Source organism: Mesorhizobium sp. M0139, from assembly GCF_040322455.1.
Classification (GTDB): Bacteria; Pseudomonadota; Alphaproteobacteria; order Rhizobiales; family Rhizobiaceae; genus Mesorhizobium.
The window spans coordinates 258,523-281,263 of the sequence record NZ_JAMYTN010000008.1; the positions used below are offsets into that span (position 1 = coordinate 258,523).

The following is a 22,741-nucleotide window of genomic DNA, read 5'->3' on the forward strand; positions in this document are numbered from 1 at the left end:
ATTCCAGGAAAAGTGTGAAACGGTTTTCCCGGGAAGCGCGCAGCGCTTTCCCTTGCGACAAACACGAGAGCCCCATGCCCAGAATCCTGTCGACGCACACGCTGCATCCGCGTGCCTCCGCAATGCTGGCGGGCGCCGGTGAACTCGTCGTCGCCTCAGCGCTCGATGCGGCAACGCTGACCGCCGAGGCGAAGCATGCCGACGTCATCATCGTTCGCGCACCGCTGCCGCCGTCGCTGTTCGAAAACGCCACGAAACTCAGAGCCGCGGTCCGCCACGGCGCCGGGCTCGACATGGTGCCGATGGAGGCCGCGGCCGCGGCCGGCGTGCTGGTCGCCAACGTGCCGGCGGTCAATGCGCGTTCGGTCGCTGAATATGTGATGTTCGCGGCCCTTGCCCTGCTTCGGCGCTTCCGTTCGGTCGACCGCGACTTGCGCGCCAAGGGCTGGAATGCCGGCCGCGACCACGCCAGCCATGCCAGCGAGCTTGCCGGCAAGACCATCGGCATCATCGGCTTCGGCGCCATCGGTCAGGCAGTCGCCCATATCGCCGCGCACGGCTTTGGCCTCGACGTCGTGGCGACGACCCGCAGCATGCAGCCGGCACCCGACAGGATCGGCTTCCTGTCGATCGATGCGCTGATCGAACAGAGCGACATCATCGTGCTCTGCTGCCCGCTGACGCCGGAAACGCGCGGCCTGATCAGCCGCGAACGCATCGCCCGCATGAAGCCGGACGCGCTTTTGATCAACATTTCGCGCGGGCCGGTGATCGATGACGAGGCGCTGATCGAGGCCTTGCGCCAAGACCGGATCGGCGGCGCCGCACTCGACGTCTTTGCCACGCAGCCGCTGCCGGCAAACCATCCCTATTTCGGTTTCGACAATGTCATCGTCACCCCGCATATGGCGGGGATCACCGAGCAATCGATGATGCGCATGGGGGTGGGTGCTGCCGGCGAGACCTTGCTGGTGCTGGCCAACCGGCTGCCTGTCAATCTGCGCAATCCCGACGTGGTCGAGCATTACCGCCGGCGGTTTCCTGCCGACTGACGTTTCTGCGAGCCGCCTCAATTTTCGCGGATTTGCCGTCGACCTTCGCCGACATGGTCAAGAGCGTCGTGAGAGTTCTTCTTCTGATTGCCGGTACAAGCGTGCCGCCAGCCGAGGCTCAGGCCGAAAGCAGCTACGTGCCTTGCGACAACGGCCTGCGCTGCGTGATGGCGCCCTGCCCTTCTACCAGCGCGCTCGACCTCGCCACCGGAAAGGTCGTCAAGGGTGTGTGGGTCGACATCGACGGTTTGCCGCAGCAGGACAAGGCGCTTGACCTTTCCGACAAGCTCTATGCCGGCAAGCTCGTTGTCACAGGAACAATCGAGAACCGGCCACACAGCTTCAACGGCAAGCAGCACGACGTGCCGACATTGTTCGCGACGGGCATCCTGCGCACCGCCAAGGACAGCGAACGCAAGCACTGCTCGTCGGGTTGACTATTACCGACCAAGCAGCCGCTCGATTTCAGCCGCGATGCGCAGCAGATGGTGGTCATGGCCATTGCGCGCCACCAGCATCAGCCCGGCCGGCAGCGTCATGCCGGGCATCGGCAGCGAGATCGCGCAGAGGTCGAACTGGTTGGCGACCTGCGTGTTGCGCAGCAGCAGACCTTCGGTGCGTTCACGCAGAGCCGTATCCTCGGCCATCGAAACGATAGTCGGCGCTGTCACCGGCGTGGTCGGCAGAGCCAGCACATCGACCGAACCCAAGCGCTCGTCCATGGCTATGCACAGTGCCGCGCGACGACGCATTGCCCTGATATAAACCGGCGTCGGTATGGCCGCCGCCCGCGACAGCGGCCCGCTGACATGGGGATCGACCGGCACCGATGCGCCCGTCGCCAGCCAGTCGGCATGGATTTCAGCACCTTCCATGGCCGCGATCGAGCCGCGTTTGGTGGCCAGGCGCAGATCGGCAATGAGGTCGTCGATCGAAATGTCCGTCAGCCACGCGCCTGCCTGCTCGATCCCGGCAAGGCTGCGATCGAACGCGGCGGCAACCTCCGTTTCCGTGTCTTCGAAAAGCAGGCCGCGCGGAATGCCGACACGAAGCCCGGCAAGCGCTAACGGCAGGTGCAGTTGCGGCATCTGCTCGCCGGCCATCGCGGCGTCAGCAAGCGCACATTCGGCAACGCTGCGTGCCAGCGGCCCGATCGAATCCAGCGTCGCCGACAAGGGATAGGCGCCGGTCAAAGGCACGCGCCGCGCCGTCGGCTTGAAACCGACGACACCGTTCAGCGATGCCGGGATGCGCACCGAGCCGCCCGTGTCGGAGCCGATGGCGATGTCGCTCGTCCCCTCGCCCACGGACACACCGGCGCCGGACGACGAGCCGCCCGGGATGCGGCTGGCGTCGGCGGCATTGCCCGGTGTGCCGTAGTGCATGTTGTCGCCGATGGCGGTGAAGGCGAATTCGGTCATGTTGGTCATCCCGATGATGACCGTGCCAGCTTGGCGCAGACGGCTGACGATTGCCGCATCGTGTCGACGAGGCGCGGTGTTCCTCAGCATCAGCGAACCGGCCGTGGTCGGCTCGCCGGCGACATCGAACAGATCCTTGATCGAGACGATGGTGCCGTCGAGCGGCCCAAGCGACACGCCGGCCCGTTTGCGGGCGTCGCTGGCATCGGCCGCGGCGCGCGCGGCTTCGGCATAGAGTTTGGTGTAGACCTTCTCGTCCGCCTCACGATTGGCAAGACGTGACAGGATGATTTCGAGACGGTCGCGGATTGATTGCATGTCGATGTGGGATTCCGTCAAGGTGGAGCGTCTTTAAGGCAGGCGCCGGTTTGGCCTGCGAAAGGGATACCCCGGCCAGCGTGCCTTTGCACCTGCCAGCGATAGGAAGGGACTGATGCTATACAAAGGCAGCTGCCACTGCGGCAAGGTAGCGTTCGAATTCAAAGCCGAACTGACCGGCGCCGTGCGGTGCAATTGTTCGATGTGCAGGCGCAAGGGCGTGCTGTTATGCGCCATCCCGCATGACAGCCTGAAGGTGCTCGCATGGGGCGATGATCTCGGCACCTATACGTTCAACAATCACGTATTGGCGCATCGCTTCTGCCGGACCTGCGGCATCCATCCCTTCGCCGAGGATGTCAGTCAGGGCAACCAACGCAGCGCCTACGTCAACCTTAACTGCGTTGCGGATATTGATGCTGCCGGTCTGTCGATTTTCGACTTCGATGGCCGCTCGGTCTAAGCTTACCGGTAACCCGCGGCATCGGCAGGTTTGCCGGCGTTCTGTACCTCCGGAACATAGCGCCAGGCGTCCGGGCGTGAGCCGTCGAGATCGGTAAAACCATAAATCTGCGCCAACCCACCGCTGGACAGCGACTGGCCGTTCCAGCGCGCACGATCCGGATCCGCCGCAAGCGACGCGACCGCGCGGCCGACAAAGCGCGGCGTTTCGGAAATGACGAAATGCGGCACGTTGGCGGTGGCGTCGCGCCAATTGTCTTCAGTGACGCCAAACGCCTCCAGCATCATTTCGGAACGAAGCCAGCCGGGCGTCAGCGACACCGAGGTGGCGCCATGCGCAGCAAGATCTTTGGCGTGTGCCCATGCCATGCGGTTCACCGCGACCTTGGCGAGATCGTAGAACGGCGACAGCCGATAGTGATCGGCATTGTACTCGGCGGTGCCGTCAGTGACCTCGACCAGCAGCCCGCCCGGCCGCTCGATCATCAGCGGCAGCGCATGATGCGCGGTGATCAGATGCGTGTCGATGCCGAGCCGCAACAGGCGCAGGCCGTTTTCTAGATTGTGGTCCCAGACCGGCTTATTCCACTCGAACAGCTTTTCGCCGCCCCAGACATCGTTGACCAGAATGTCGAGCCGACCCTGTTCGGCCCGGATGCGCTCGACCAGACTGCGCACATCATCAGTCACCATATGATCGACTTGCACGGCAATGCCCTTGCCGCCATGCGAAGAAACCAGCTCCGCCGTCTCCTCGATGGTTTCGGGCCGGGCATAGTCGGATTGCTGGCTGCGTGTGGTGCGCCCCGTGACATAGACGGTGGCGCCGGCGGCACCGAGCTCAACCGCGATTCCCCGCCCTGCGCCACGCGTGGCGCCGGCGACCAAAGCGACTTTTCCCTGCAATGTCATGGTACGCTCCCAAACTAAACAATGATTAATCCAGCTGGCCTTCGCCGCTCACATCAGATATAAATGATCATTCGGTTATATCTGGATGTCAAGATGACGCGACCAAAAACCACATCCGACGAGCAGGTGCTGGAAGCCGCGCTGCGATTGATTCACGATCAAGGCCCCGAGGCGCTCACCTTCGAGCGGCTGGCAAAGGCCTGCGGCCTCTCGGGCGCGACACTGGTGCAGCGTTTCGGCAACAAGGCGCAGCTGAAGCAGCGCACCTTGCTGCAAGCGTGGGATGGCCTCGATGCCAAGACGAGGGAACTCGCAGCCACCGTTCCCAAAACGCCGGCCGGCGCGATCGAATTGCTGGTGGGGCTGTCGCAGGGCTACGGCGGCATCGAAGCCTACGCCGAGGGCCTGCTCGTCCTGCGCGAGGATCTGCGCGACCCCGTGCTCAGGGCGCGAGGCGCCGCCTGGAAAGCGTTCCTGAGCGAGGCCCTTGCGGCTTGCTTGGCCGGAACGCCCGACACCCCGCGCGACATCGGCCTGCTGATGGCATCGCATTGGCAGGGCTCACTGCTGTGGTGGAGTTTTGACCCGACGATCGAGGTGGCCACCTATGTCGAGGAAAGCCTCAAGTGCTTCGTTGCAGCCATCACCAAGACAGCGGCCCGAAAACCGTGATGGGCCGCTGCGCAAGCTGGGAGTGGATGTAGTCTAAATTAGCTGGCGTGCCGCAAGCTCACGCCGCTGCCCTTGTCGAACAGCACCACCTTGTCCTGATTCCAGGCAAAGCGCACCGGCTGCTCGATCTGGACATCGGTTCTGGCCGGCACCGTGGCGCGCAGCGTCGTGTCGCCGACCCGCAGAGTCAGGATCTTTTCCACGCCATGGTTCTCGACATCGTGGACGCGTGCCTCGACCGGCGCACCGCTTTCAAGATACACATCCTCAGGTCGAATACCGAAGACGAGCGGGCGACCGTCGGTCGCACCGCCCGCCTTGGCACCCCCAGAGAAAGGCAGTTCGAAATTCAGCGGCGCCATCACCGCGCGGCCGTTGACCAGCTTGCCATCGATCAGGTTCATCGGCGGCGAGCCGACGAAGCTCGCCACATAGGTATCGCGCGGATTGTTATAGATCTCGTGCGGCGTGCCGGTCTGGATGATGCGGCCATGGTTGAGCACGCCCACCTTGTCGCCCATCGACATCGCCTCGATCTGGTCGTGGGTGACGAACAGGAAGGTGGCGCCAAGCTGGATCTGCAGGTTCTTCAGTTCCGTGCGCAGCGCCTCGCGCAGTTTGGCGTCGAGCGCCGACAGCGGTTCATCCATCAGGAACACGCGCGGCTTGCGCACGATGGCGCGCCCGATCGAGACGCGCTGCATTTCGCCGCCTGAAAGGCGGTCAGTCTTTCTGTCGAGCAGATGCTCGATCCGCAGTGTCTTGGCCGCCCGCGCAACACGGTCCTTGATCTCGGCATCCGGCAGCCGACGTATCTTCGGCTTCAGGGGAAATTCGAGATTTTCGCGGACCGTATAGCGCGGATAGAGCGAATATTGCTGCAGCACGAGCGCCACGTCGCGCTCGGCCGCACCCCAGTCGGCGACGTCGACGCCGTCGATGAACACCTGACCCTCGGTCGGCTTTTCCAGACCCGCGATCATGCGCAGCGTCGTCGTCTTGCCGGCGCCGGTCTCGCCGAGCAGCACGAAGAACTCGCCATCGGCGATCTCGAGATCGAGCCCGGCCAGTGCGGTGTGGTTGCCGAAGCTCTTGGAAATATTCTTGAGCTGGATATGAGCCATCAGAGCCTCACCTCAAGCGACTTGCCGCTTGCCGTGTCGAAGAAATGTGCCTGCGTCGGATCGATCCTGGCGAAGACCTTTTCGCCCGGGCCGCCGACGAAGCCGCTCTTGGTGCGCGCGCGCAGCATCTTGGAGCCGACCTTGAGATCGACAATGTCGAACGAGCCGAGCGGCTCGACGATCTGTGTCTCGACCGGCAAGAAACCCTCCGCCGCTTCATGGCGCACCAGCACGCCTTCGGGCCGGATGCCGAGCGCCAGCTGGCCGCCGGCATGGCCGTTGAGCTTGGACAAAAGCGTGCGCGGAAATTCGAAGCCGGCGGCAGCGCCACCGACGGTGACCGAGGCCGCCGATGCGGTCTCGGCGATCGCCGCATCGGCGACGTTCATCACCGGGCTGCCGACGAACTGCGCCACGAACAGATTGGCCGGATGCGAATAGACCTCGTCGGGCGAACCGACCTGCTGCAGCACGCCCTCATGCATGATCACGATGCGGTCGGCGAGGCTCATCGCCTCGATCTGGTCGTGCGTGACATAGATGGTGGTCGAGCCCTGTTTGATGTGCAGCCGCTTGATCTCGGCCCGCATCTCTTCGCGCAGCTTGGCGTCGAGGGCGCCGATCGGCTCGTCCATCAGCATCGCCTTCGGCCGCCGCACCAGAGCCCGGCCGATGGCCACACGCTGCATGTCGCCGCCCGACAGCGCCGACGGCTTCTTGGCCAGCAGTTCCGTGATCTGCAGCGTCTTGGCGACCGAGCGCACCTCGCTATCGATCTCGGCCTTGCTCTTGCGCGTCGCGCGCAAGGGAAAAGCAATGTTCTCATAGACGCTCATATGCGGGTAGAGCGAGAACGACTGGAACACCATGGCGATGTCGCGGTCGGCGGCCTTGAGGTGTTGCACCGGCTTGCCGTCGATGAGGATGTCACCGCCGTCGATCGTCTCCAGCCCGGCAACCGCCCTCAATGTCGTCGTCTTGCCGCAACCCGACTGACCGAGCAGCACGATGAACTCGTTGTCGTCGATCTTGAGGTTGAGGTCCTTGATGACCTGGACCGCACCGAAGAATTTCTGGACGCCGCGAAGCTCAATCTGGGTCAATGCTCTGCTCCCGGATTGCGCACCTGGCCGGTACCGGCCTTCTCCGCCGGCGCGATCTTCGAGGTGATGTTGAAGCCGATCAAGCCGATCAGGATGATGGTCACGCCATAGCTGTGCAGCAGCAGGTTCCACGGCTGGCAAAGCGCGTTGATGCCGAGGACCATCAGCACCTGAGACCCCGGTTCGAGATATTTCTGGTTGATGGCTCGAAAGCTCATTTGCGGATCGCTCCGAAGGACATGCCGCGCAGCAAATGGTTGCGGAGCAGGAAGGTGAAGATTGCGACCGGCAGCAGGAACAGGAAGGTTCCGGCGGCGATCACCGTCCAGTCGGGCAGGCCGGCGCCGACCTGGCTGGGGATGAAGGGCGGCGCCGTCTGGGCGCGGCGGTTGGTCATGATCAGCGCGAAGGCATACTCGTTCCACGCCGTGATGAAGCAGAAAACCGCGGTCGCGGCGATGCCGGTGGCGGCCTCCGGCAGCACGATCTTGAAGAAGGCTTCCATGCGGGTGTAGCCGTCGACTAGCGCTGCCTCTTCATACTCCTTCGGGATCTCGTCCATGAACCCCTTCATCAGCCACACCGAAAAGGACAGGTTGAAGGCGGTATAAAGGATGATCAGCCCGATATGGGAATCGTTGAGGCCGACGGCCCGGTACATCAGGAACATCGGGATCGCGACCACCACCGGCGGCAGCATGCGCGTCGACAGGATGAAGAAGAGCAGATCCGCCTCCCCCTTCACCTTGAAGCGCGAGAAGCCGTAGGCGGTGAAGGTACCCATGCCGACAGCCAGCACCGTCGAGGTGATGGCGATGATCAGCGAGTTCATGAAGCGGCTCGGATAGCCGGACCATTGCACCTGGCCCTTGCCGTCGCGCACGATCTTTTCACCGCCGTCAAACACGACACGTTCCCACCAGGGTGCCGCCGCATACTCTTCCGGCGACGGCGGGTTGCGCATCTGCGAGCGCTTGGTGAACAGCTTGACGAACGGCGATATCTCGGGCTGGAACACCACCGTCGGCGGGATGGTCGTGGCAAGATTGCGCGGCTTGAACGCCGTCGAGGCGATCCAGTAGATCGGCGCCAGGAAGATGATCGTCACCAAAAGGACGGCGACGATGGCGACGCGATTGAAGCCTATTTCGGAAGAAGTGCGGACGGCGGCCATCTCAGCGCTCCTTCACCTTGTTGAGGTACTTGACGTAGATGTTGGTGATGGCCAGCACCATGATCAGCACGATGTAGGCGAGCGCGCAGGAGCGCCCGGTCTGCCATTCCTGGAACGCCATCTTGTACAGCCGGATAGAGATCAGCTCGGCCGTCGGCTGGCTGGTCAGGATATAGGCGAGGTCGAAGGTCTTGAACGCTTCCATGGTGCGGAAGATGACCGCGATCATCAGGATCGGCGCGACCAGCGGCAGCGTGATGCGGAAGAAGGTGTAGAACGGTCCGGCGCGGTCAATCGCCGCTGCTTCGTAGAGATGCTTCGGCACCGCCGAAAGGCCGGCCAGCGACAAAAGCATGACGAAGGGCGACCACATCCAGATGTCGGTCAGCGCAACCGCATAGAGCGCCATCTTGGGATCGGCCAGCCACTCGAAATTGCCGAGGCCAAGCGCATAGTTGATGACCCCCCATGACGGATCATAGAGCAGTTTCCAGAACAGACCGACGACGGCCATCGACAGCATCATCGGCAGCAGCAGCAGCGTTGTGATGAGACCCTTGAGGGGAATATCCCGGTTGAGCAGCATGGCCACGCCGAAGCCGACGAGCAGCTGACCCGCGACCGAGATGATGACGTACTTCGCGGTGATGGCGAAGTTGGACCAGACATAGGGATCGTTGAGCAGATCGCGATAATTCTGCAGCCCGACGAAATTCGCCGGCGCGTTGGTCGACGCGCGGAAATCGGTGAAGGAATAGCCCAGCGAATAGATCAGTGGGAAAATATTGAAGACGATCAGGAACAGGATCGTCGGGATTATGAAGAGGTTGCGGATCGACATGTCGCTCAAGCCGCGTGCAGCGGCCCGCGAGGAAGTGTCCAGCGTGGTGATCATCGTGGTCGCCAAGACCCTGCTCCCGTTTCGGAAAAAAAGAACGGAGGAGGCACGGATGCCTCCTCCGCGAGAAAAGCTGCTTATTGGCCGCGGCCGTATTTCTTGAACGTCGCGTTCCAGTCGCCTGCGAGCGCGTCCAGCGTTTCCTTGGCGGTGCCTTCGCCGCCGATCATGTAGGGATAGACGCGCTGGTTGAGCTGCTGCAGCAGCTCGGCATATTCCGGCACCGCCCAGAAGTCCTTCACCTTGAACATGGTCTCGTAGAAGGCCTTGTTGTACGGCGTGGCGTTCTGGAATTCGTCCGACTTGAGCACGGCGGCGCTGCAGGTGTAGCCGCCGAGCGCTGCCCACTTCTTCTGGGTCTCGTCCTTGATGAACCATTCAAGGAACTTCGTCGCCTCTTCCTGCTTCTTGGAGTAGGAGACGATGGAGATGCCCTGACCGCCGAGTGCGGCGAACTGATCGCCGTTCGGGCCTGGAGGATTGGCGAAGAAGCCGGTGTTCTTGGCGTTCGGGTTCGACGCCTCGTTGATCAGCGAGGGGAAGAACGCGAAGTAGTTCATGCTCATCGCGGCCAGGTTTTCGGTGATCGCCTGGTTGTCCTCGACGAAGAACGACTTGGCCCAGCCCGGAGGCGTGAACGTGTAGAGTTCCTTGTAGGCGTCGAGTGCGGCGATTGCCTTGTCGGAGTTGATGAAACCGTCGACCTTGTAGGTCTTGTAGTCACCCAGTTCGCCGCCGAAGGAGAACAGCGCGTTTTCGAAGCCCATCGCCATCGCGTCATAGGAATTGTCGGTGTAGATGGCGATGCCGTATCGCTTCTGATCCGGCCGATAGAAGAACTCCGCGATGTCGCGCAGCGCCTTGAAATCCTTCGGCACGTCGAGATCGTAGCCGTATTTGGCCTTGAAGGCTTCCTTTTCCTTCGGGTCCTCGAACCAGTCCTTGCGATAGGACCAGCCGACAGCGTCGCCTTCGAGCGGGATCGCCCAGTACTTGCTGCTGCCGCCCGGATACTCGGCGTAATATTTCACCGTTGCCGGCGCCATCACTTCGCCAAGCTTGTGCTTGTTGAAGAAGTCGGTCAGGTCGACATAGTGGCCGCCGGTCGAGCCGGCGCCGAGCCATTGCGAGTCGCCGACGACCATATCATAGGCGTCGCCATGGGCGTTGAACTCGGTGAAAGCCTTGGTCTGGAAGTCGGACCAGGGCGTGGTTTCCACCGTGATCTTGACGCCGGTTTCCTTCTCGTACTCGTTGCCGAGTTCCTGCAGGTAGTTGGCCGGATCCCATTCCGCCCAAAAGATGGTGAGCTCCTTGTCCTGCGCGTAGACGGACGTTCCGCAGGCAAGTACTAAGCCGATACCAGCAAGCAGGCTGGTCATTGTCTTGCGCATAATGATTTCCTCCCTTGTGCGCATTCTACCTTGTCATGAGAGCCGGCGGTGAAGCCGGCCCTGGTAGTTCCTCCCGAGATCGCACCTTTCCGGTTCCAAGCCTCCTCGCTTTGCCGGAAAATGGATCGCAGCTCTCACTTTCGATCCGCTTTTTCTGTCCTGATCTGGTATTACCAATTTTGGATAGCCGTCAAGCTCTTTCTTGGATCACCACCGGACCTTGTATAACCGGATTTTTCATGTATCCGACTGTTTTCCCTGAATTTTCCTACTCGTTGATATAGGAGAGCCTTGTTTCGGCACTGCCATCCCGGTTAACATCAATAGTGGGCATCCAAATCTGGTCGAACCAGATTGGCGCTATTTCGCCAATGCCGCCGTCGGGGCCGCATCGATTTCAGCCGTTGATTCCGCCACCGCGGCGCGCACAAGGGCGCCCGCCGCCCATTGCGCGACCGACCGCATGCCGCGGCTATCGAGCCCCCATATATCCTTCAGCACGATCAGCACTTCGACGCCGAACATCATCGACAGCGCCTGCGCCAGGCGCTTGAACTCGCGCGGCGGCAGCCGGCCCTTGAGCGGTGCGATGGCATCCTTCAGCAGCTGGACGCGATGTCCGCGCGTGAATTGCGGCTCGCCGCCCAGCGTGCCCGCCTGCCGCTGCGCCCATTGGTCGAGCGACAGTTTCAGCGCTGCCTTGAAAGTTGCCTCGAAAGCTTCGATGCGCGGCATGGCGGTATCGAACAATTCGGCAACGCGCCGCCCGGCATCGGTGGACGTCGATTGCCAGGTCAGGATCGGCCCAAGCCCCTCGTCGACCACCGCCTGCACCAGGGCTGCCTGGCTGGGGAAATAGCGATAGGCGGTGGCGCGCGACACTTGCGCCGCCTCCGCGACTTCGCTGACCGACGGGGTGACGCCCGCCTGCATCAGCCGCGTCGCCGTCTTCAGCATCAGCCGTTTTGTGCGGGCCCGTGGGCCGCGTTCTGCAGCCTCGTTGGCGTCGTCGTTCCCAGCGGCTTGTTGACGTGAGACTTCCATGTCAATACGATACGCGCGTCTCAAAAAATTGCAATGACCTTTGCCCACCGAAAGGCCGGCAAAGGGCGACAGGCGGCCCGGCGCCGGTCGGCCGGTGACGGGAGAAACGCGATGAAGCGCATCTACGTGGTGGGCACAGCCGACACCAAGGGCGAGGAACTTGCCTTCCTGGCCGATGCTATTGCCGCCACCGGCAGTTCGGTTGCCCGCGTCGACATCGGAACGCGCGGTGCCACGGTGCCGGTCGATATCCCGGCCAGCGAGGTCGCGGCGCATCATCCGGGTGGAGCCAGTGGCGTGCTCGGCATCGATGATCGCGGCACGGCAGTGGCCGGCATGAGCGCCGCCTTCACAAATTTCATTCAGTCGCGCGACGACATATCAGGCGTGATCGGCATTGGCGGCGGCGGCGGCACGTCGATCATCACTGCCGGCATGCGCGCGCTGCCGCTTGGGCTGCCCAAGATCATGGTCTCGACGCTCGCCTCCGGCGACACCGCGCCCTATGTCGACGTCTCCGACATCATCATGATGCCATCGGTCACCGATATGGCGGGACTGAACCGGCTGTCACGCGTCGTGCTGCACAATGCGGCGCAGGCAATCGCTGGCATGGCCGCCAGGCCGGCGCCGACTGCCACCGGCAAGCCGGCACTCGGGCTCACCATGTTCGGCGTCACCACGCCTTGCGTGACCGCCATCGCGGATCAGTTGCGCGCCAACTATGACTGCATGGTTTTCCACGCCACCGGCACCGGCGGCCGCTCGATGGAGAAGCTCGCGGACTCGGGCCTGCTCGCCGGCGTCATCGACATCACCACGACGGAAGTCTGCGACCTGCTGTTCGGCGGCGTGCTGCCGGCGACGGAGGACCGCTTCGGCGCCATCGCCCGCACCAAGCTGCCCTATGTAGGCTCGGTCGGCGCGCTGGACATGGTCAATTTCTGGGCGCCGCCGACCATTCCCGAGAAGTTTAGGGGCCGGCTGTTCTACGAGCACAATCCCAACGTCACACTGATGCGCACCACGGTGGACGAATGCCGCGGTATAGGCGAGTGGATCGGCACCAGGCTCGCTCGCTGCGAGGGCCCTGTGCATTTCCTGATCCCCGAAAAAGGTGTCTCGGCACTCGATATCGAGGGCGGCGCCTTCTTCGACCCCGAAGCCGACGCCGTGCTGTTCGGTGCCATCGAGCGCACCATCAGGCCGAGCGCCACACGCCGGGTCACACGCCTGCCGTTGCACATCAACGATCCGGAATTTGCCAAAGCCGCAACCGCGGCCTTCCTCGACATCGCCAGACAGTGAGAGCCAACAAATGCCCGCAATACCGCGCAAGGACATATTGAAGAAGTTCAAGGCGATGATCGCCGACGGCGTGCCCATCGTCGGGGGCGGCGCCGGCACCGGCCTGTCGGCCAAGGCCGAGGAAGCCGGCGGCATCGACCTCATCATCATCTACAATTCCGGCCGCTACCGCATGGCCGGGCGCGGCTCGGCTGCCGGCCTGCTCGCCTATGGCAACGCCAATGAGATCGTCAAGGAAATGGCCTATGAGGTGCTGCCGGTGGTCAAAAAGACGCCGGTGCTGGCCGGTGTCAACGGCACCGATCCCTTCGTCATCATGCCGTTGCTGCTTGCCGAGCTGAAGACGATGGGCTTTTCAGGCGTGCAGAATTTCCCGACCATCGGCCTGTTCGATGGCAGCATGCGCCAGAGTTTTGAGGAAACCGGCATGGGGTTCGGGCTGGAGGTCGACATGATCGCCGAGGCGCACAAGCTCGATCTTCTGACCACGCCCTATGTCTTCAACCCCGACGAGGCGCGCGCCATGACAAAAGCCGGCGCCGACATTGTCGTCGCCCATATGGGGGTGACGACAGGCGGCTCGATCGGCGCGACGTCGGCCAAGTCGCTCGACGACTGCGTGGTCGAGATCGACGCCATCGCCAACGCGGCGCGCTCGGTGCGCAAGGATGTCATCCTGCTTTGCCATGGCGGGCCGATCTCGATGCCGGATGATGCCCGCTACATCCTCGACCGCTGCAAGGGCCTGCACGGCTTTTATGGCGCGAGTTCGATGGAACGGCTGCCGGCTGAAGCCGCGATCGCCAGGCAGACGGCGGATTTCAAGGCCGTCATGCTGCACGACCAGAAGAAAAAGAAGGGGATGAGATCATGACCGACAAGAGCAAGGTATTCGTATACCCGAAGGACGTGAGCGCCTTCGGCTTTGACTGGGGCAAGCTGTCGCTGACGGTGGCGCCTGAAGTGAATGGCGCTGAGCGCTTTTCCGGCGGTGTCGTCGACCTGCCCTCAGGCAAGGGACACACGCGCCACAACCATCCCGGCGCGGAAGAGATCATCTTCGTTATGTCGGGCAATGGCGAGCAGATGGTCGAGGACGAGGAGGGCAATCCGGTCGTCGCCAAGGTCGGCCCCGGCTGCACCATCTATGTGCCGGAAAGCCGTTTCCATTCGACGCTGAACACGGGCGATGGGCCGATGCAGCTCTTCGTTGTCTATTCGCCGGCTGGACCCGAACTGGTGCTGCGGGAGCTGCCGGATTTCAGGCTGATCCCGGCGGGGAAGTAATCGCGAAAGGCCCCCTTCATCCGGCCGCTTCGCGGCCACCTTCTCCCCGAGGGGAGAAGAGGCAGAAGCCAGCGCCGGCGCAAACTCCTCTCCCCTCGGGGAGAGGTCGGATAGCCCCGAATTGCCCTTCGGAATTCGGATGGCAATCCGGGTGAGGGGGTAGCGCCGAGCTAGGCTATCCCACCTCTATTCCACCCCCGCGCCCGATCCCCAAACATCACATATCCCGTATCCGTCACCGCCAACGTGTCCTCCAACTTGATGAACCCCCGCGTCGGGTGAAGCATGGTCGTCTCCACCGACAGCACCATGTTTGTCTCCAGCGGCTTGGCGGCATAGGTGCCTTCATAGGTCACCGGATGGTTGGTCATCAGGAACGGAGCCTCATGCGTGATCAGCCCCATGCCGTGGGCGAAGAAATCCGTGTAGGGCGCGACCTTGGAGGCCTTCAGCACGCCCTCGGCATGCGAAATCATATCGCCGCCGACGGTGCCTGCGCTCACCTTCGAGAACGCCGCCTGCTGCACTGTCTCGACCTCGGCCAACAGATCTTCCAGTTCGGCATCCGGTTCGCCCAGAATGCCCATGCGGCAGAGGTCGCCAATATAGCCGTGATAATTGCCGCCGGAATCGATCGACAGCACGTCGCCCTTTTTCCAAGCCTGCGGTGACGCCGCGCGGTTGTGGCTGGCGCCCAACGTCAGCAGGCAATATTCGAAATGCGCGCCGCGATTGGTTTCTTCGCGCCGCAGATGCTCGATGATCTCCGCCTTGGTCGTGCCTTCATGCGCCCACTGGATGGTCGCCAGCATGGAATCCGTGATTAGCTCGGAGGCAATACGCAGCTTTTCCAGCTCGGCGTCCGTCTTGATGGCGCGCATGCTCTCCAGCATGCCGGTCGCGTCGATCAGCCTGGCATCCGGTAACGCCATGCGGATCAGCGCATAGGCGTCCGACGGCAGGAAGGCCGGCTCGATGCCGATGCGGGCGCCTGCCTTGCCGATTTTGCTGATGTGCTCAACCGCAAGATTGGCAGCATCGAGCGTGCCCCAGCAGGCGGCATGCAGCGTCGGCGTCCAGAATGGGTTGTTCTGGTGCTCGGCGCCTTCCATGCGGTTGCCGATATAGGCGGCATGATCGGGCCCGCCCTTTTCATAGACGACGACAGGCAGGTAACGGCTATGGCCGATCGCATCCATGGCGGCAAAGAAGATGAACTTGTAGCCGCCGAGCAGATACTGCGTGTTGTGCTTGGACGTCGCGAGCAGAACATCGATGCCGGCCTCTTCCATCAGCCGGTCGACCCTCGCCTGGTCGAACGGGATATTGCTGACGGCGCTCTTGCCCGGGGCAATGTTCATCTTTCTCTTCCTGATATCAGTGGGATCGCCGGCCGTACTGCGTCCAATCCCTTGGCTTCGATCAAATCTGCACCATTTCGTCAACTCTGGTCCAGCCAGAAACAGGTTTAGATTGCTTCGGCAGGCTGTCACCACTCGTCATTGCTGCACACTAAGGCAATCTGGTCCTACCAGAACACCAGAATGAAAGGGCCACCTCTAAACTGGTCCAGCGGACGAAAATTTCAAAGCCAAGCAAAGATGCGCCAATTCCGTCTCTGGCGAAACCCTTGGCAAGGGCCATAATCGCCGCGAGGATGCTGGCGGGTGCCGCCAGCTTCGAGGGGTGCGCCCATCTGGTCGCGGAGAGGACGGAGGTTGATCATGTCGGATATTTCCAGACGCACGCTGCTTGGCGGCTCAGTTTTACTGCTGGCCTCCACCGCCATGCCCACATTCAGCTGGGCGCAGACGCCGAAGAAGGGCGGCCGCCTCGTGCTTGCCGCCGATTCCGAGCCGCGCAACCTCAATCCGGCCATCGTCGCCTCCAACGGCGTCTTCTTCATCTCCAGCAAGATCGTCGAAACGCTGGCCGAAGCCTCGTTCGAAGGCAAGGACGGGCTCCAGCCGCGGCTGGCACTCAGCTGGGAGGGCGCGGCCGACGGCCTGTCGGTGACGTTCAAACTACGCGAGGGCGTCAAATGGCATGACGGCGAGCCGTTCACCTCGGCCGACGTCGCCTTCTCGGCGCTGCAGATCTGGAAACCGCTGCAAAATCTCGGCCGCACCGTGTTCAAGGATCTGGCCAGCGTCGACACCCCTGACGATCTGACCGCCGTGTTCAAATTCGCCAAGCCAACGCCGTTCCAGCTGATCCGCAACGCGCTGCCGGCGCTGTCAAGCGTGGTTCCGAAGCACATCTACGAGGTCGGCAAGATCGAGGAAAACCCGGCCAACAATGCACCCATCGGCACCGGGCCGTTCAAGTTCGGCGAATACAAGGCCGGCCAGTATTACAAGCTGACCAGGAATGCGGATTACTGGGCCAAGGACGAGCCGTATCTCGACGAGATCATCTACCAGGTGCTACCCGACCGCACGTCGGCTGCAGCGGCGCTCGAGGCCGAAGAGATCCAGCTCGCCGCCTTCTCCGCCGTGCCGCTGGCCGACCTCGACCGCATCTCCAAGGTGCCGGGCCTGAAGGTGATCTCCAAGGGCTATGAGGGGCTGACCTATCAGCTCGTCGTCGAGATCAACCATCGCCGCAAGGAACTGGCCGACGTGAAGGTCCGCCAAGCGATCGCGCATGCCATCGACAAGGACTTCGTCGTCAAGACGGTGTTCCTCGGCTATGCCGCCACCGCCACCGGCCCGGTGCCGAAGAACGATCCGCAATTCTACACTGCCGACGTGCCGATCTATCCATTCGACGTCGCCAAGGCCAACGCCTTGCTCGACGACGCGGGGTACAAGCGCGCCGATGACGGCAAGCGTTTTGCGCTGAAACTCCTGCCGGCACCTTATTTCAACGAGACCAAGCAGTTCGGCGACTATCTGCGCCAGGCGCTGGCGGCAATCGGCATCGACGCCGTGATCGTCAACAACGACTCGGCCGCGCACATCAAGGCCGTCTACACCGACCACGCCTTCGACCTCGCCGTCGGCCCGCCGGTGTTCCGCGGCGACCCGGCGATCTCGACCACCATCCTGGTGCAGAGCGGCATTCCCGACGGCGTGCCGTTCTCCAACCAGGGCGGCTACAAGAACGCCGCGCTCGACGCGCTGATCGCCAAGGCTTCGGAGACGCTGGATACGTCAGCGCGCACCGACCTCTACAAGGAATTCCAGAAACAGGTCGCGGCGGACCTGCCGCTGATCAACGTCGCCGAATGGAGCTTCATCAGCGTCGCGCGCGATACCGTGGGCAACATCGCCAACAACCCGCGATGGGCGGTGTCGAACTGGGCGGACACCTATCTGGCTGGCTAGCGATCAGCCCGGCATGCTTGCGCATCGGTTGGACGAATGCTCATCATCAGGGATGAGAGTTCCTTCACGCCTCTGTTCTGTCCTGCCGGATAGCGCCAACCTTCACCCTCCCCCTTGTGGGGAGGGTCGGCGAGCGGTTGCTGCGCAGCGGCAGCCGCTCGACGGGGTGGGGGTAGCGCCCTACGCGAAGCCGCCCCCCCCCCCCCCGGGGGGGGGGGGCCCCCGGCGCCCGCCCCCCCCCCCCCCCCCCCCCCCCCCCGGCGGGGGGGGGCCCACGCGCCCTACGAGAACCCCCACCCCGCTCCGCTTCGCGGATCGACCCTCCCCACAAGGGGGAGGGTAAGGCAGCCATGACCCGTGCCCTCACCCTCATTCGCCGTCGCCTCGTCGGCAGCATCTTCGTGCTGCTGATCGTCATCATCGGCACATTCCTCCTCCTGGAAGCCGCCCCCGGTGACGCGGTCGACGCCTACATCGTCTCGACCGGCGGCGACGCCGGCATGATCGAATTGCTGCGTCATCGCTGGGGCCTCGACCAGTCCGAGCTGACACGGCTCGCGAACTATCTCTGGGCGCTGCTGCATTTCGACCTCGGCCAGTCCGTTACCTTCTCGCGGCCAATTCGCGATGTCATCCTGGAACGCCTGCCGACGACACTGCTCTTGATGGTGACCGCCACCGCGCTCTCCTTCGGTTTGGGCTCGGCGCTCGGCATCTACGCCGGCGCCAGACCCGGCAGCTTTCGCGACTGCTTCCTGTCGATCGGCTCGCTGGCGCTTTATGCCGTGCCGGGTTTCTGGCTTGGCCTGGTGCTGATCGTCGTCTTTGCCGTCGACCTGCGCTGGCTGCCGATCGGCGGCATCGAGAGCCTGGCCTCGGACAAGACCGGTTTTGACCGCGCCACCGACATCGCCGTCCACCTCGTCCTGCCGGTTTCCGCGCTCGGCTTCATCTATCTCGCGCTCTATCTGCGCATGATGCGCGCCGGCATGGCCGAGGCGTGGCGGCAGGATTTTGTGCTCGCCGCCCGCGCCAGGGGGCTGTCACGCCGCCGCATCGTGCTCGCCCATGTCGCCCGCAACGCGCTCTTGCCGCTGGTCACCATGCTCGGCCTGCAATCGGCGCAGATGCTGGGCGGCAGCGTCGTCATCGAAAGCGTCTTTGCCGTGCCCGGGCTCGGCCGGCTGGCGCAGGAAGCGGTCGCTTCGCGCGACACGCCGCTGCTGCTCGGCATCATCCTCACCAGCGCCGTCCTCGTCATTGCCGTCAACCTTGCCGTCGACATCGCCTACGCCTTCCTCGACCCGCGCGTCGGCGCCGGCGAGGCCAGCGCGTGAGCGCGCTGCCGCGGTTCCTGCGCCGGCCGGAAGCGGTCGCCGGCGCGATCATCCTGGCGCTTCTGTTCGCCATGGCGCTGTTTGCGTCGCTGCTCTTCCCCGGCGACCCGCAGGCCATTGCCGGACCAGCACTGCTGCCGCCCTTCCAGGACTGGTCGCTGCCGCTCGGCACCGACCGGCTCGGCCGTGACGTGCTGGCCGAACTGTTCCACGGCGCCCGCACCTCGCTGGCGGTCGGCCTGGCGGCGGCAGCGGCGGCACTCTTCATCGGCGCGGTCGTCGGCACGCTGGCCGGCTTTGCCGGCGGCCTTGTGGACGAGGGGCTGATGCGCATCACCGATGCCTTCCAGACCGTGCCGAGTTTTCTCCTGGCGCTGGCCTTCGTCAGCGTCGTCGGGCCGTCGCTCGGCGTCGTCGTCACGGCAATAGCGCTTGGCGCCTGGACCGGACCGGCGCGTGTAGCGCGCGCCGAAGTGCTGTCGATCCGCGAGCGCGATTACGTCGCCGGCGCTCGCGTCATCGGCATGCATCCGCTTGAGATCGCTTTTCGCGAGGTGTTGCCCAACGCGTTGCCGCCGGTGCTGGCCTTGTCCTCGGTGATCGTGGCCGCCGCGATCCTCACCGAGGCAGCGCTGTCCTTCCTCGGTCTCGGCGACCCCAATCGCGTCACTTGGGGCGGCATGATCGCCGAGGGCCGCGCTGTGCTGCGCACCGCGCCCTTTCTGTCGATCGTTCCGGGCATCGCCTTGGTGCTGACCGTGCTTGGCGTCTATCTCACCGGCGAAGGCGTGGTCGAAACGACGGCGGTGCGGAGGAGCCTGTCGTGACCGCACTGGCTGAGATACGCGATCTGTCAGTGCGCTATCGGCGAGATGGCAGCGAGGTGACGGCGCTGAAGGGGGTCAGCCTGGATGTTATTGCCGGCGAGCGGCTGGCGATCATTGGCGAAAGCGGTTCGGGCAAGAGCACGCTGGCGCTGGCGGTGGCTGGACTGCTGCCGGCGAGCGCCAAGATTGAAGGGCATGTCAAGTGGCAATTTCAGGCGCCGCGATCCTTCCCACCCCCCTCTGTCCTGCCGGACATCTCCCCCGCAAGGGGGGAGATCAGCAGCTTTGCCGACGGCTTCCCTTCTGCAACGTTCGTGGTTGGCGAAGGCGGAGATGAGAGAGCAATCTCCCCCCTTGCGGGGGAGATGTCCGGCAGGACAGAGGGGGGTGTGACGGAACGCCGACCTCTCAAATTAACCGAGCCCAGCACGCTCCCCCTTCCCGGTCGCGACATTGGTTTCGTCTTCCAGGACCCCTCCGCCAGCCTCGACCCCGTCATGACCGTCGGCAAACAGATCGCCGAAGTCGCCCGCACCCACCTCGGCCTCGACTGGCCACAAGCTTACGCCAAAGCCAAAACCCTGCTCCAACGTGTCCGGCTGCCCGACCCACAAACCGCCATGCGTGCTTTCCCGCACCAGCTCTCCGGCGGCCAGAAGCAGCGCGTTGCTGTTGCCGCGGCCATTGCAGCCGGTCCGAAACTGCTGATCGCCGATGAGGCGACCAGCGCGCTGGACACCATTGTGCAAGCCGAAATCGTCAGCCTCATTCGGCAACTGGTGGCGGAGGACGGCATGACGCTGCTGTTCATCAGCCACGACATCGCGCTGGCCGCCGAACTCGCAGAGCGTATCGCTGTATTCCGGAACGCCGAACTGATCGAACTCGGCCCGACGGAGCAAATCATAAACGCCCCGCGCCATGCCTATACGCGAACGCTGCTCAACGCCCATCTCGGCCTCGACGCCGATCCGCTGCTACGACGGGCGCCGGCATGAACTTGCTCACCGTCTCCGGTCTTACCAAGCGATACCGTCTTGGCGGCAAGGCCATCGCGGCCGTCGACGGTGTCTCCTTCGCCATCGAACCCGGCGAGACGCTGGCGCTGGCCGGGCCCTCCGGCAGCGGCAAGTCGACGATCGCGCGGCTGGTGCTTAGGTTGATCGAGCCCGACGCCGGCACCGTCCAGTTCGAAGGCGATGACTTTCTGCTCTTGAAGGGTGCGGCCCTGCGCACCAAGCGCGCGCGCCTGCAAATGGTGTTCCAGGATCCGCTCGCCGCGTTCAACCCGCGCGCCACGGTGGCTCGCGTGCTTGACGATCCCTTGCGCATCCATGCCATCGCTTCCCGCGCCGAGAGGCCGGCCCGCATTGCTGCCTTGCTGGATCGCGTCGGGCTGGCAGCCGATCTCGCCCCGCGCGCCATTCACGAAATCTCCGGCGGCCAGCGCCAGCGCGTCGCCATCGCCCGAGCCATCGCGACCAAACCGTCGCTGATCGTGCTCGACGAGGCGGTGTCGGCGCTCGACGTTTCGGTCCGCGGACAGATCCTTGAGTTGCTGCTCGACCTGCAAGCCAGGGAACGGATCGCCTATCTCTTCATTTCGCATGATCTCGGCGTCGTACGGGCCATCGCCCACCGCGTCGTTCTTCTCAACGCCGGGCGGATCGCCGAGAGCGGCGACCCCCGCAACGTAGTCGACGCGCCGCAATCGGCAATCGGCAAGGCGCTGGTTGCGGCGGCGCCAAGATTGGACAGAAGCAGCAGGCAAGTACCATGAACGAACCAGAAGCCAGAGCCGAAAAACTCTCGCGCGAACTCGATTCCGCCTTCCGCAACCGCGCCGATCTCTACCGTCTGTTTCTCGACGAGCTGACCGGCGAACTCGGCGCGGAAAAGGCCGAGGCGATCATGATCCGCACCATCGAGCAGCGCGGCAAGGAGGTGGCGGCGGCCGCCTTCGCCCGTTTCGGACCTAACGACGCGCCGGCCATCGGCGAGGCATTTTTGGCCGTCAGCCCGGATGGCGGCCTGATGTATCCGACCGATGTCGAGCGCGGGCCGGACCACATCGCCTTCAAGGTGAAGCGTTGTCCGCTGAAGGACGCCTGGGTCGAGGCCGGTGTCGGTGATGAAAAACTCGCCACGCTCTGCCGCATCGCCGGCGCTTTCGACCGTGGTCTGTTCGAGGCAACGGGCGTGCGCTTCGACAATGTCACCTGGACGCCGGGCCACGGCCCCGGCTGCTGCCACATCGCGCTGACCAACAGGGATGCCGCCGGATAGCCAATGCTGATCAGTCGGCGGCAAACACATGCAGCTCCGTGCCCGCCTGTTCGGCAGCAGTGCGCAGGTCGGCCTTCGGTTCGCTATCGGTGACGATATCGGCAATGTCATCGAGCCCGCAGATGCGTTCCAGACTGCTGCGGCCAAACTTGTCGTGGGTCACCACCAGCACCGTCGACAGTGAACGCGATATCATTGCGCGTTTAACGGCTGCGGCGCCCGAGATCATGTCGCTCGGACCATCGGCGCTTATCCCCGATGCCCCGATAATGGCGACGTCGGCATTGTAGCGGCGCAGGAACTCGACGGTGTCTTCGCCAAGCACGCTGCCTTCGCGGCTGTCATAGGTCCCGGGGCAAAGCAGCACGCGGAAGGTCGGATTGGCGCCGGCCACCGAGGCCACGCCGGTGGAATTGGTGATGATGGTCAGGTCGCGCTTCAGCTGCGAAAGGTTGCGCGCCACCTCATAAGTGGTCGAACCGCCATCGATCATCACGATCTGGCCCTTCTGGACCAGGCCCGCTGCGCCGCGGCCGATGCGGGCGCGCTCCTCGACCAGGGTCAGGCCGCGCTCCGAAATCACCGGCTCTGATGTCACCAGCGAGATCGTCGCACCGCCATAGGTGCGGTTGATCAGCCCGGCATCGCCGAGTTCGATGAGATCGCGGCGGATGGTCTCGCCGGCGACGCCGATGCGCCGTGCAAGTTTGGAGATGCGGATGGACGCCGACCGGCGCACTTCCGAAAGGATAAGCGCGTGCCGCTCCTTCTTCGTCAGTCGGCCCTGATCCAT

24 protein-coding genes are annotated in these 22,741 nt (G+C 63.6%); 13 read left to right on the top strand and 11 right to left on the bottom strand.

The annotated features are described in order from the left end of the window. The first annotated feature begins 74 nt into the window (after positions 1-74). Entirely contained in the window at positions 75-1,052 is a 978-nt protein-coding gene (locus NKJ58_RS16340; RefSeq protein ID WP_023683007.1) for an NAD(P)-dependent oxidoreductase, read from the top strand. Positions 1,053-1,120: 68 nt separating this feature from the next. Further along, a complete protein-coding gene (locus NKJ58_RS16345) occupies positions 1,121-1,489 on the top strand; it encodes a PQQ-binding-like beta-propeller repeat protein (RefSeq protein ID WP_245263082.1) in 369 nt (122 codons plus the stop codon). Positions 1,490-1,492: 3 nt separating this feature from the next. Here the strand turns inward: NKJ58_RS16345 and NKJ58_RS16350 are convergent, their stop codons facing one another. Next, complete coding sequence (locus tag NKJ58_RS16350) at positions 1,493-2,791, bottom strand: amidase (RefSeq protein WP_023714139.1); 1,299 nt, start codon at positions 2,789-2,791, stop codon at positions 1,493-1,495. A 115-nt stretch (positions 2,792-2,906) separates the two neighbouring features. On the opposite strand from NKJ58_RS16350, the gene NKJ58_RS16355 reads away from it, so the two are divergent. Next, the gene (locus NKJ58_RS16355) at positions 2,907-3,254 is read left to right on the top strand and encodes a GFA family protein (protein WP_023683004.1); all 348 of its coding nucleotides are present in this window, start codon (positions 2,907-2,909) and stop codon (positions 3,252-3,254) included. A gap of 2 nt (positions 3,255-3,256) precedes the next feature. Here the strand turns inward: NKJ58_RS16355 and NKJ58_RS16360 are convergent, their stop codons facing one another. Next, positions 3,257-4,165, bottom strand: a complete 909-nt coding sequence (locus NKJ58_RS16360; protein ID WP_023683003.1) for an SDR family oxidoreductase — start codon at positions 4,163-4,165, stop codon at positions 3,257-3,259. 93 nt (positions 4,166-4,258) lie between these two features. Between NKJ58_RS16360 and NKJ58_RS16365 the strand changes: the two genes are divergently transcribed. Beyond that, a complete protein-coding gene (locus tag NKJ58_RS16365; RefSeq protein WP_023683002.1) occupies positions 4,259-4,837 on the top strand; it encodes a TetR/AcrR family transcriptional regulator in 579 nt (192 codons plus the stop codon). Positions 4,838-4,875: 38 nt separating this feature from the next. On the opposite strand, the gene NKJ58_RS16370 is transcribed toward NKJ58_RS16365, so the two are convergent. From NKJ58_RS16370 to NKJ58_RS16400, 7 genes are all read right to left on the bottom strand, one after another. Continuing rightward, positions 4,876-5,961, bottom strand: a complete 1,086-nt coding sequence (locus NKJ58_RS16370) for an ABC transporter ATP-binding protein (RefSeq protein ID WP_023683001.1) — start codon at positions 5,959-5,961, stop codon at positions 4,876-4,878. After that, a complete protein-coding gene (locus NKJ58_RS16375) occupies positions 5,961-7,064 on the bottom strand; it encodes an ABC transporter ATP-binding protein (protein ID WP_023683000.1) in 1,104 nt (367 codons plus the stop codon). The genes NKJ58_RS16370 and NKJ58_RS16375 overlap by 1 nt, the downstream gene beginning before the upstream one ends. Continuing rightward, positions 7,061-7,282, bottom strand: a complete 222-nt coding sequence (locus NKJ58_RS16380; protein ID WP_023682999.1) for a hypothetical protein — start codon at positions 7,280-7,282, stop codon at positions 7,061-7,063. The genes NKJ58_RS16375 and NKJ58_RS16380 overlap by 4 nt, the downstream gene beginning before the upstream one ends. Beyond that, positions 7,279-8,238, bottom strand: coding sequence for a carbohydrate ABC transporter permease (locus NKJ58_RS16385; protein WP_023682998.1), 960 nt, complete (start codon positions 8,236-8,238; stop codon positions 7,279-7,281). The genes NKJ58_RS16380 and NKJ58_RS16385 overlap by 4 nt, the downstream gene beginning before the upstream one ends. A 1-nt stretch (position 8,239) precedes the next feature. Then, on the bottom strand, positions 8,240-9,145 hold the full coding sequence (locus NKJ58_RS16390; protein ID WP_023682997.1) for a carbohydrate ABC transporter permease: 906 nt from the start codon (positions 9,143-9,145) through the stop codon (positions 8,240-8,242). A gap of 68 nt (positions 9,146-9,213) precedes the next feature. After that, complete coding sequence (locus tag NKJ58_RS16395) at positions 9,214-10,530, bottom strand: ABC transporter substrate-binding protein (RefSeq protein WP_023682996.1); 1,317 nt, start codon at positions 10,528-10,530, stop codon at positions 9,214-9,216. A gap of 360 nt (positions 10,531-10,890) precedes the next feature. Continuing rightward, a complete protein-coding gene (locus tag NKJ58_RS16400; RefSeq protein WP_023704248.1) occupies positions 10,891-11,574 on the bottom strand; it encodes a TetR/AcrR family transcriptional regulator in 684 nt (227 codons plus the stop codon). Positions 11,575-11,685: 111 nt separating this feature from the next. Here NKJ58_RS16400 and NKJ58_RS16405 point away from each other — a divergent pair, with 111 nt between their 5' ends. The 3 genes from NKJ58_RS16405 to NKJ58_RS16415 are packed head-to-tail and all read left to right on the top strand — an operon-like array spanning position 11,686 to position 14,169. After that, the gene (locus NKJ58_RS16405) at positions 11,686-12,882 is read left to right on the top strand and encodes a Tm-1-like ATP-binding domain-containing protein (protein WP_023754223.1); all 1,197 of its coding nucleotides are present in this window, start codon (positions 11,686-11,688) and stop codon (positions 12,880-12,882) included. A 10-nt stretch (positions 12,883-12,892) separates the two neighbouring features. Further along, positions 12,893-13,756: a phosphoenolpyruvate hydrolase family protein gene (locus tag NKJ58_RS16410; RefSeq protein ID WP_023754222.1), complete on the top strand. Its 864-nt coding sequence runs from the start codon at positions 12,893-12,895 to the stop codon at positions 13,754-13,756. Continuing rightward, complete coding sequence (locus tag NKJ58_RS16415; protein ID WP_023737504.1) at positions 13,753-14,169, top strand: cupin domain-containing protein; 417 nt, start codon at positions 13,753-13,755, stop codon at positions 14,167-14,169. The genes NKJ58_RS16410 and NKJ58_RS16415 overlap by 4 nt, the downstream gene beginning before the upstream one ends. Before the next feature lie 170 nt (positions 14,170-14,339). Here the strand turns inward: NKJ58_RS16415 and NKJ58_RS16420 are convergent, their stop codons facing one another. After that, on the bottom strand, positions 14,340-15,530 hold the full coding sequence (locus NKJ58_RS16420) for a M24 family metallopeptidase (protein ID WP_352666166.1): 1,191 nt from the start codon (positions 15,528-15,530) through the stop codon (positions 14,340-14,342). Between the two features lie 363 nt (positions 15,531-15,893). Here NKJ58_RS16420 and NKJ58_RS16425 point away from each other — a divergent pair, with 363 nt between their 5' ends. The 6 genes from NKJ58_RS16425 to NKJ58_RS16450 all read left to right on the top strand — a co-directional run bounded on the left by NKJ58_RS16425 (position 15,894) and on the right by NKJ58_RS16450 (position 21,948). Continuing rightward, positions 15,894-17,498 (top strand): ABC transporter substrate-binding protein, encoded by a 1,605-nt coding sequence (locus NKJ58_RS16425; protein ID WP_352666168.1) that lies wholly within the window; start codon positions 15,894-15,896, stop codon positions 17,496-17,498. A gap of 350 nt (positions 17,499-17,848) precedes the next feature. Then, a complete protein-coding gene (locus tag NKJ58_RS16430; RefSeq protein ID WP_023826307.1) occupies positions 17,849-18,835 on the top strand; it encodes an ABC transporter permease in 987 nt (328 codons plus the stop codon). Further along, positions 18,832-19,662, top strand: a complete 831-nt coding sequence (locus NKJ58_RS16435) for an ABC transporter permease (RefSeq protein WP_352853454.1) — start codon at positions 18,832-18,834, stop codon at positions 19,660-19,662. Before NKJ58_RS16430 ends, NKJ58_RS16435 begins: the two co-directional genes overlap by 4 nt. After that, a complete protein-coding gene (locus tag NKJ58_RS16440; RefSeq protein ID WP_023804580.1) occupies positions 19,659-20,660 on the top strand; it encodes an ABC transporter ATP-binding protein in 1,002 nt (333 codons plus the stop codon). Before NKJ58_RS16435 ends, NKJ58_RS16440 begins: the two co-directional genes overlap by 4 nt. Next, positions 20,657-21,442, top strand: coding sequence for an ATP-binding cassette domain-containing protein (locus tag NKJ58_RS16445; protein ID WP_352498269.1), 786 nt, complete (start codon positions 20,657-20,659; stop codon positions 21,440-21,442). Before NKJ58_RS16440 ends, NKJ58_RS16445 begins: the two co-directional genes overlap by 4 nt. After that, positions 21,439-21,948 carry an L-2-amino-thiazoline-4-carboxylic acid hydrolase gene (locus NKJ58_RS16450; RefSeq protein WP_352498268.1) on the top strand — a complete coding sequence of 170 codons (510 nt, stop codon included), beginning with the start codon at positions 21,439-21,441 and terminating at the stop codon, positions 21,946-21,948. Before NKJ58_RS16445 ends, NKJ58_RS16450 begins: the two co-directional genes overlap by 4 nt. A 10-nt stretch (positions 21,949-21,958) precedes the next feature. On the opposite strand, the gene NKJ58_RS16455 is transcribed toward NKJ58_RS16450, so the two are convergent. Continuing rightward, entirely contained in the window at positions 21,959-22,741 is a 783-nt protein-coding gene (locus NKJ58_RS16455) for a DeoR/GlpR family DNA-binding transcription regulator (protein WP_023686645.1), read from the bottom strand.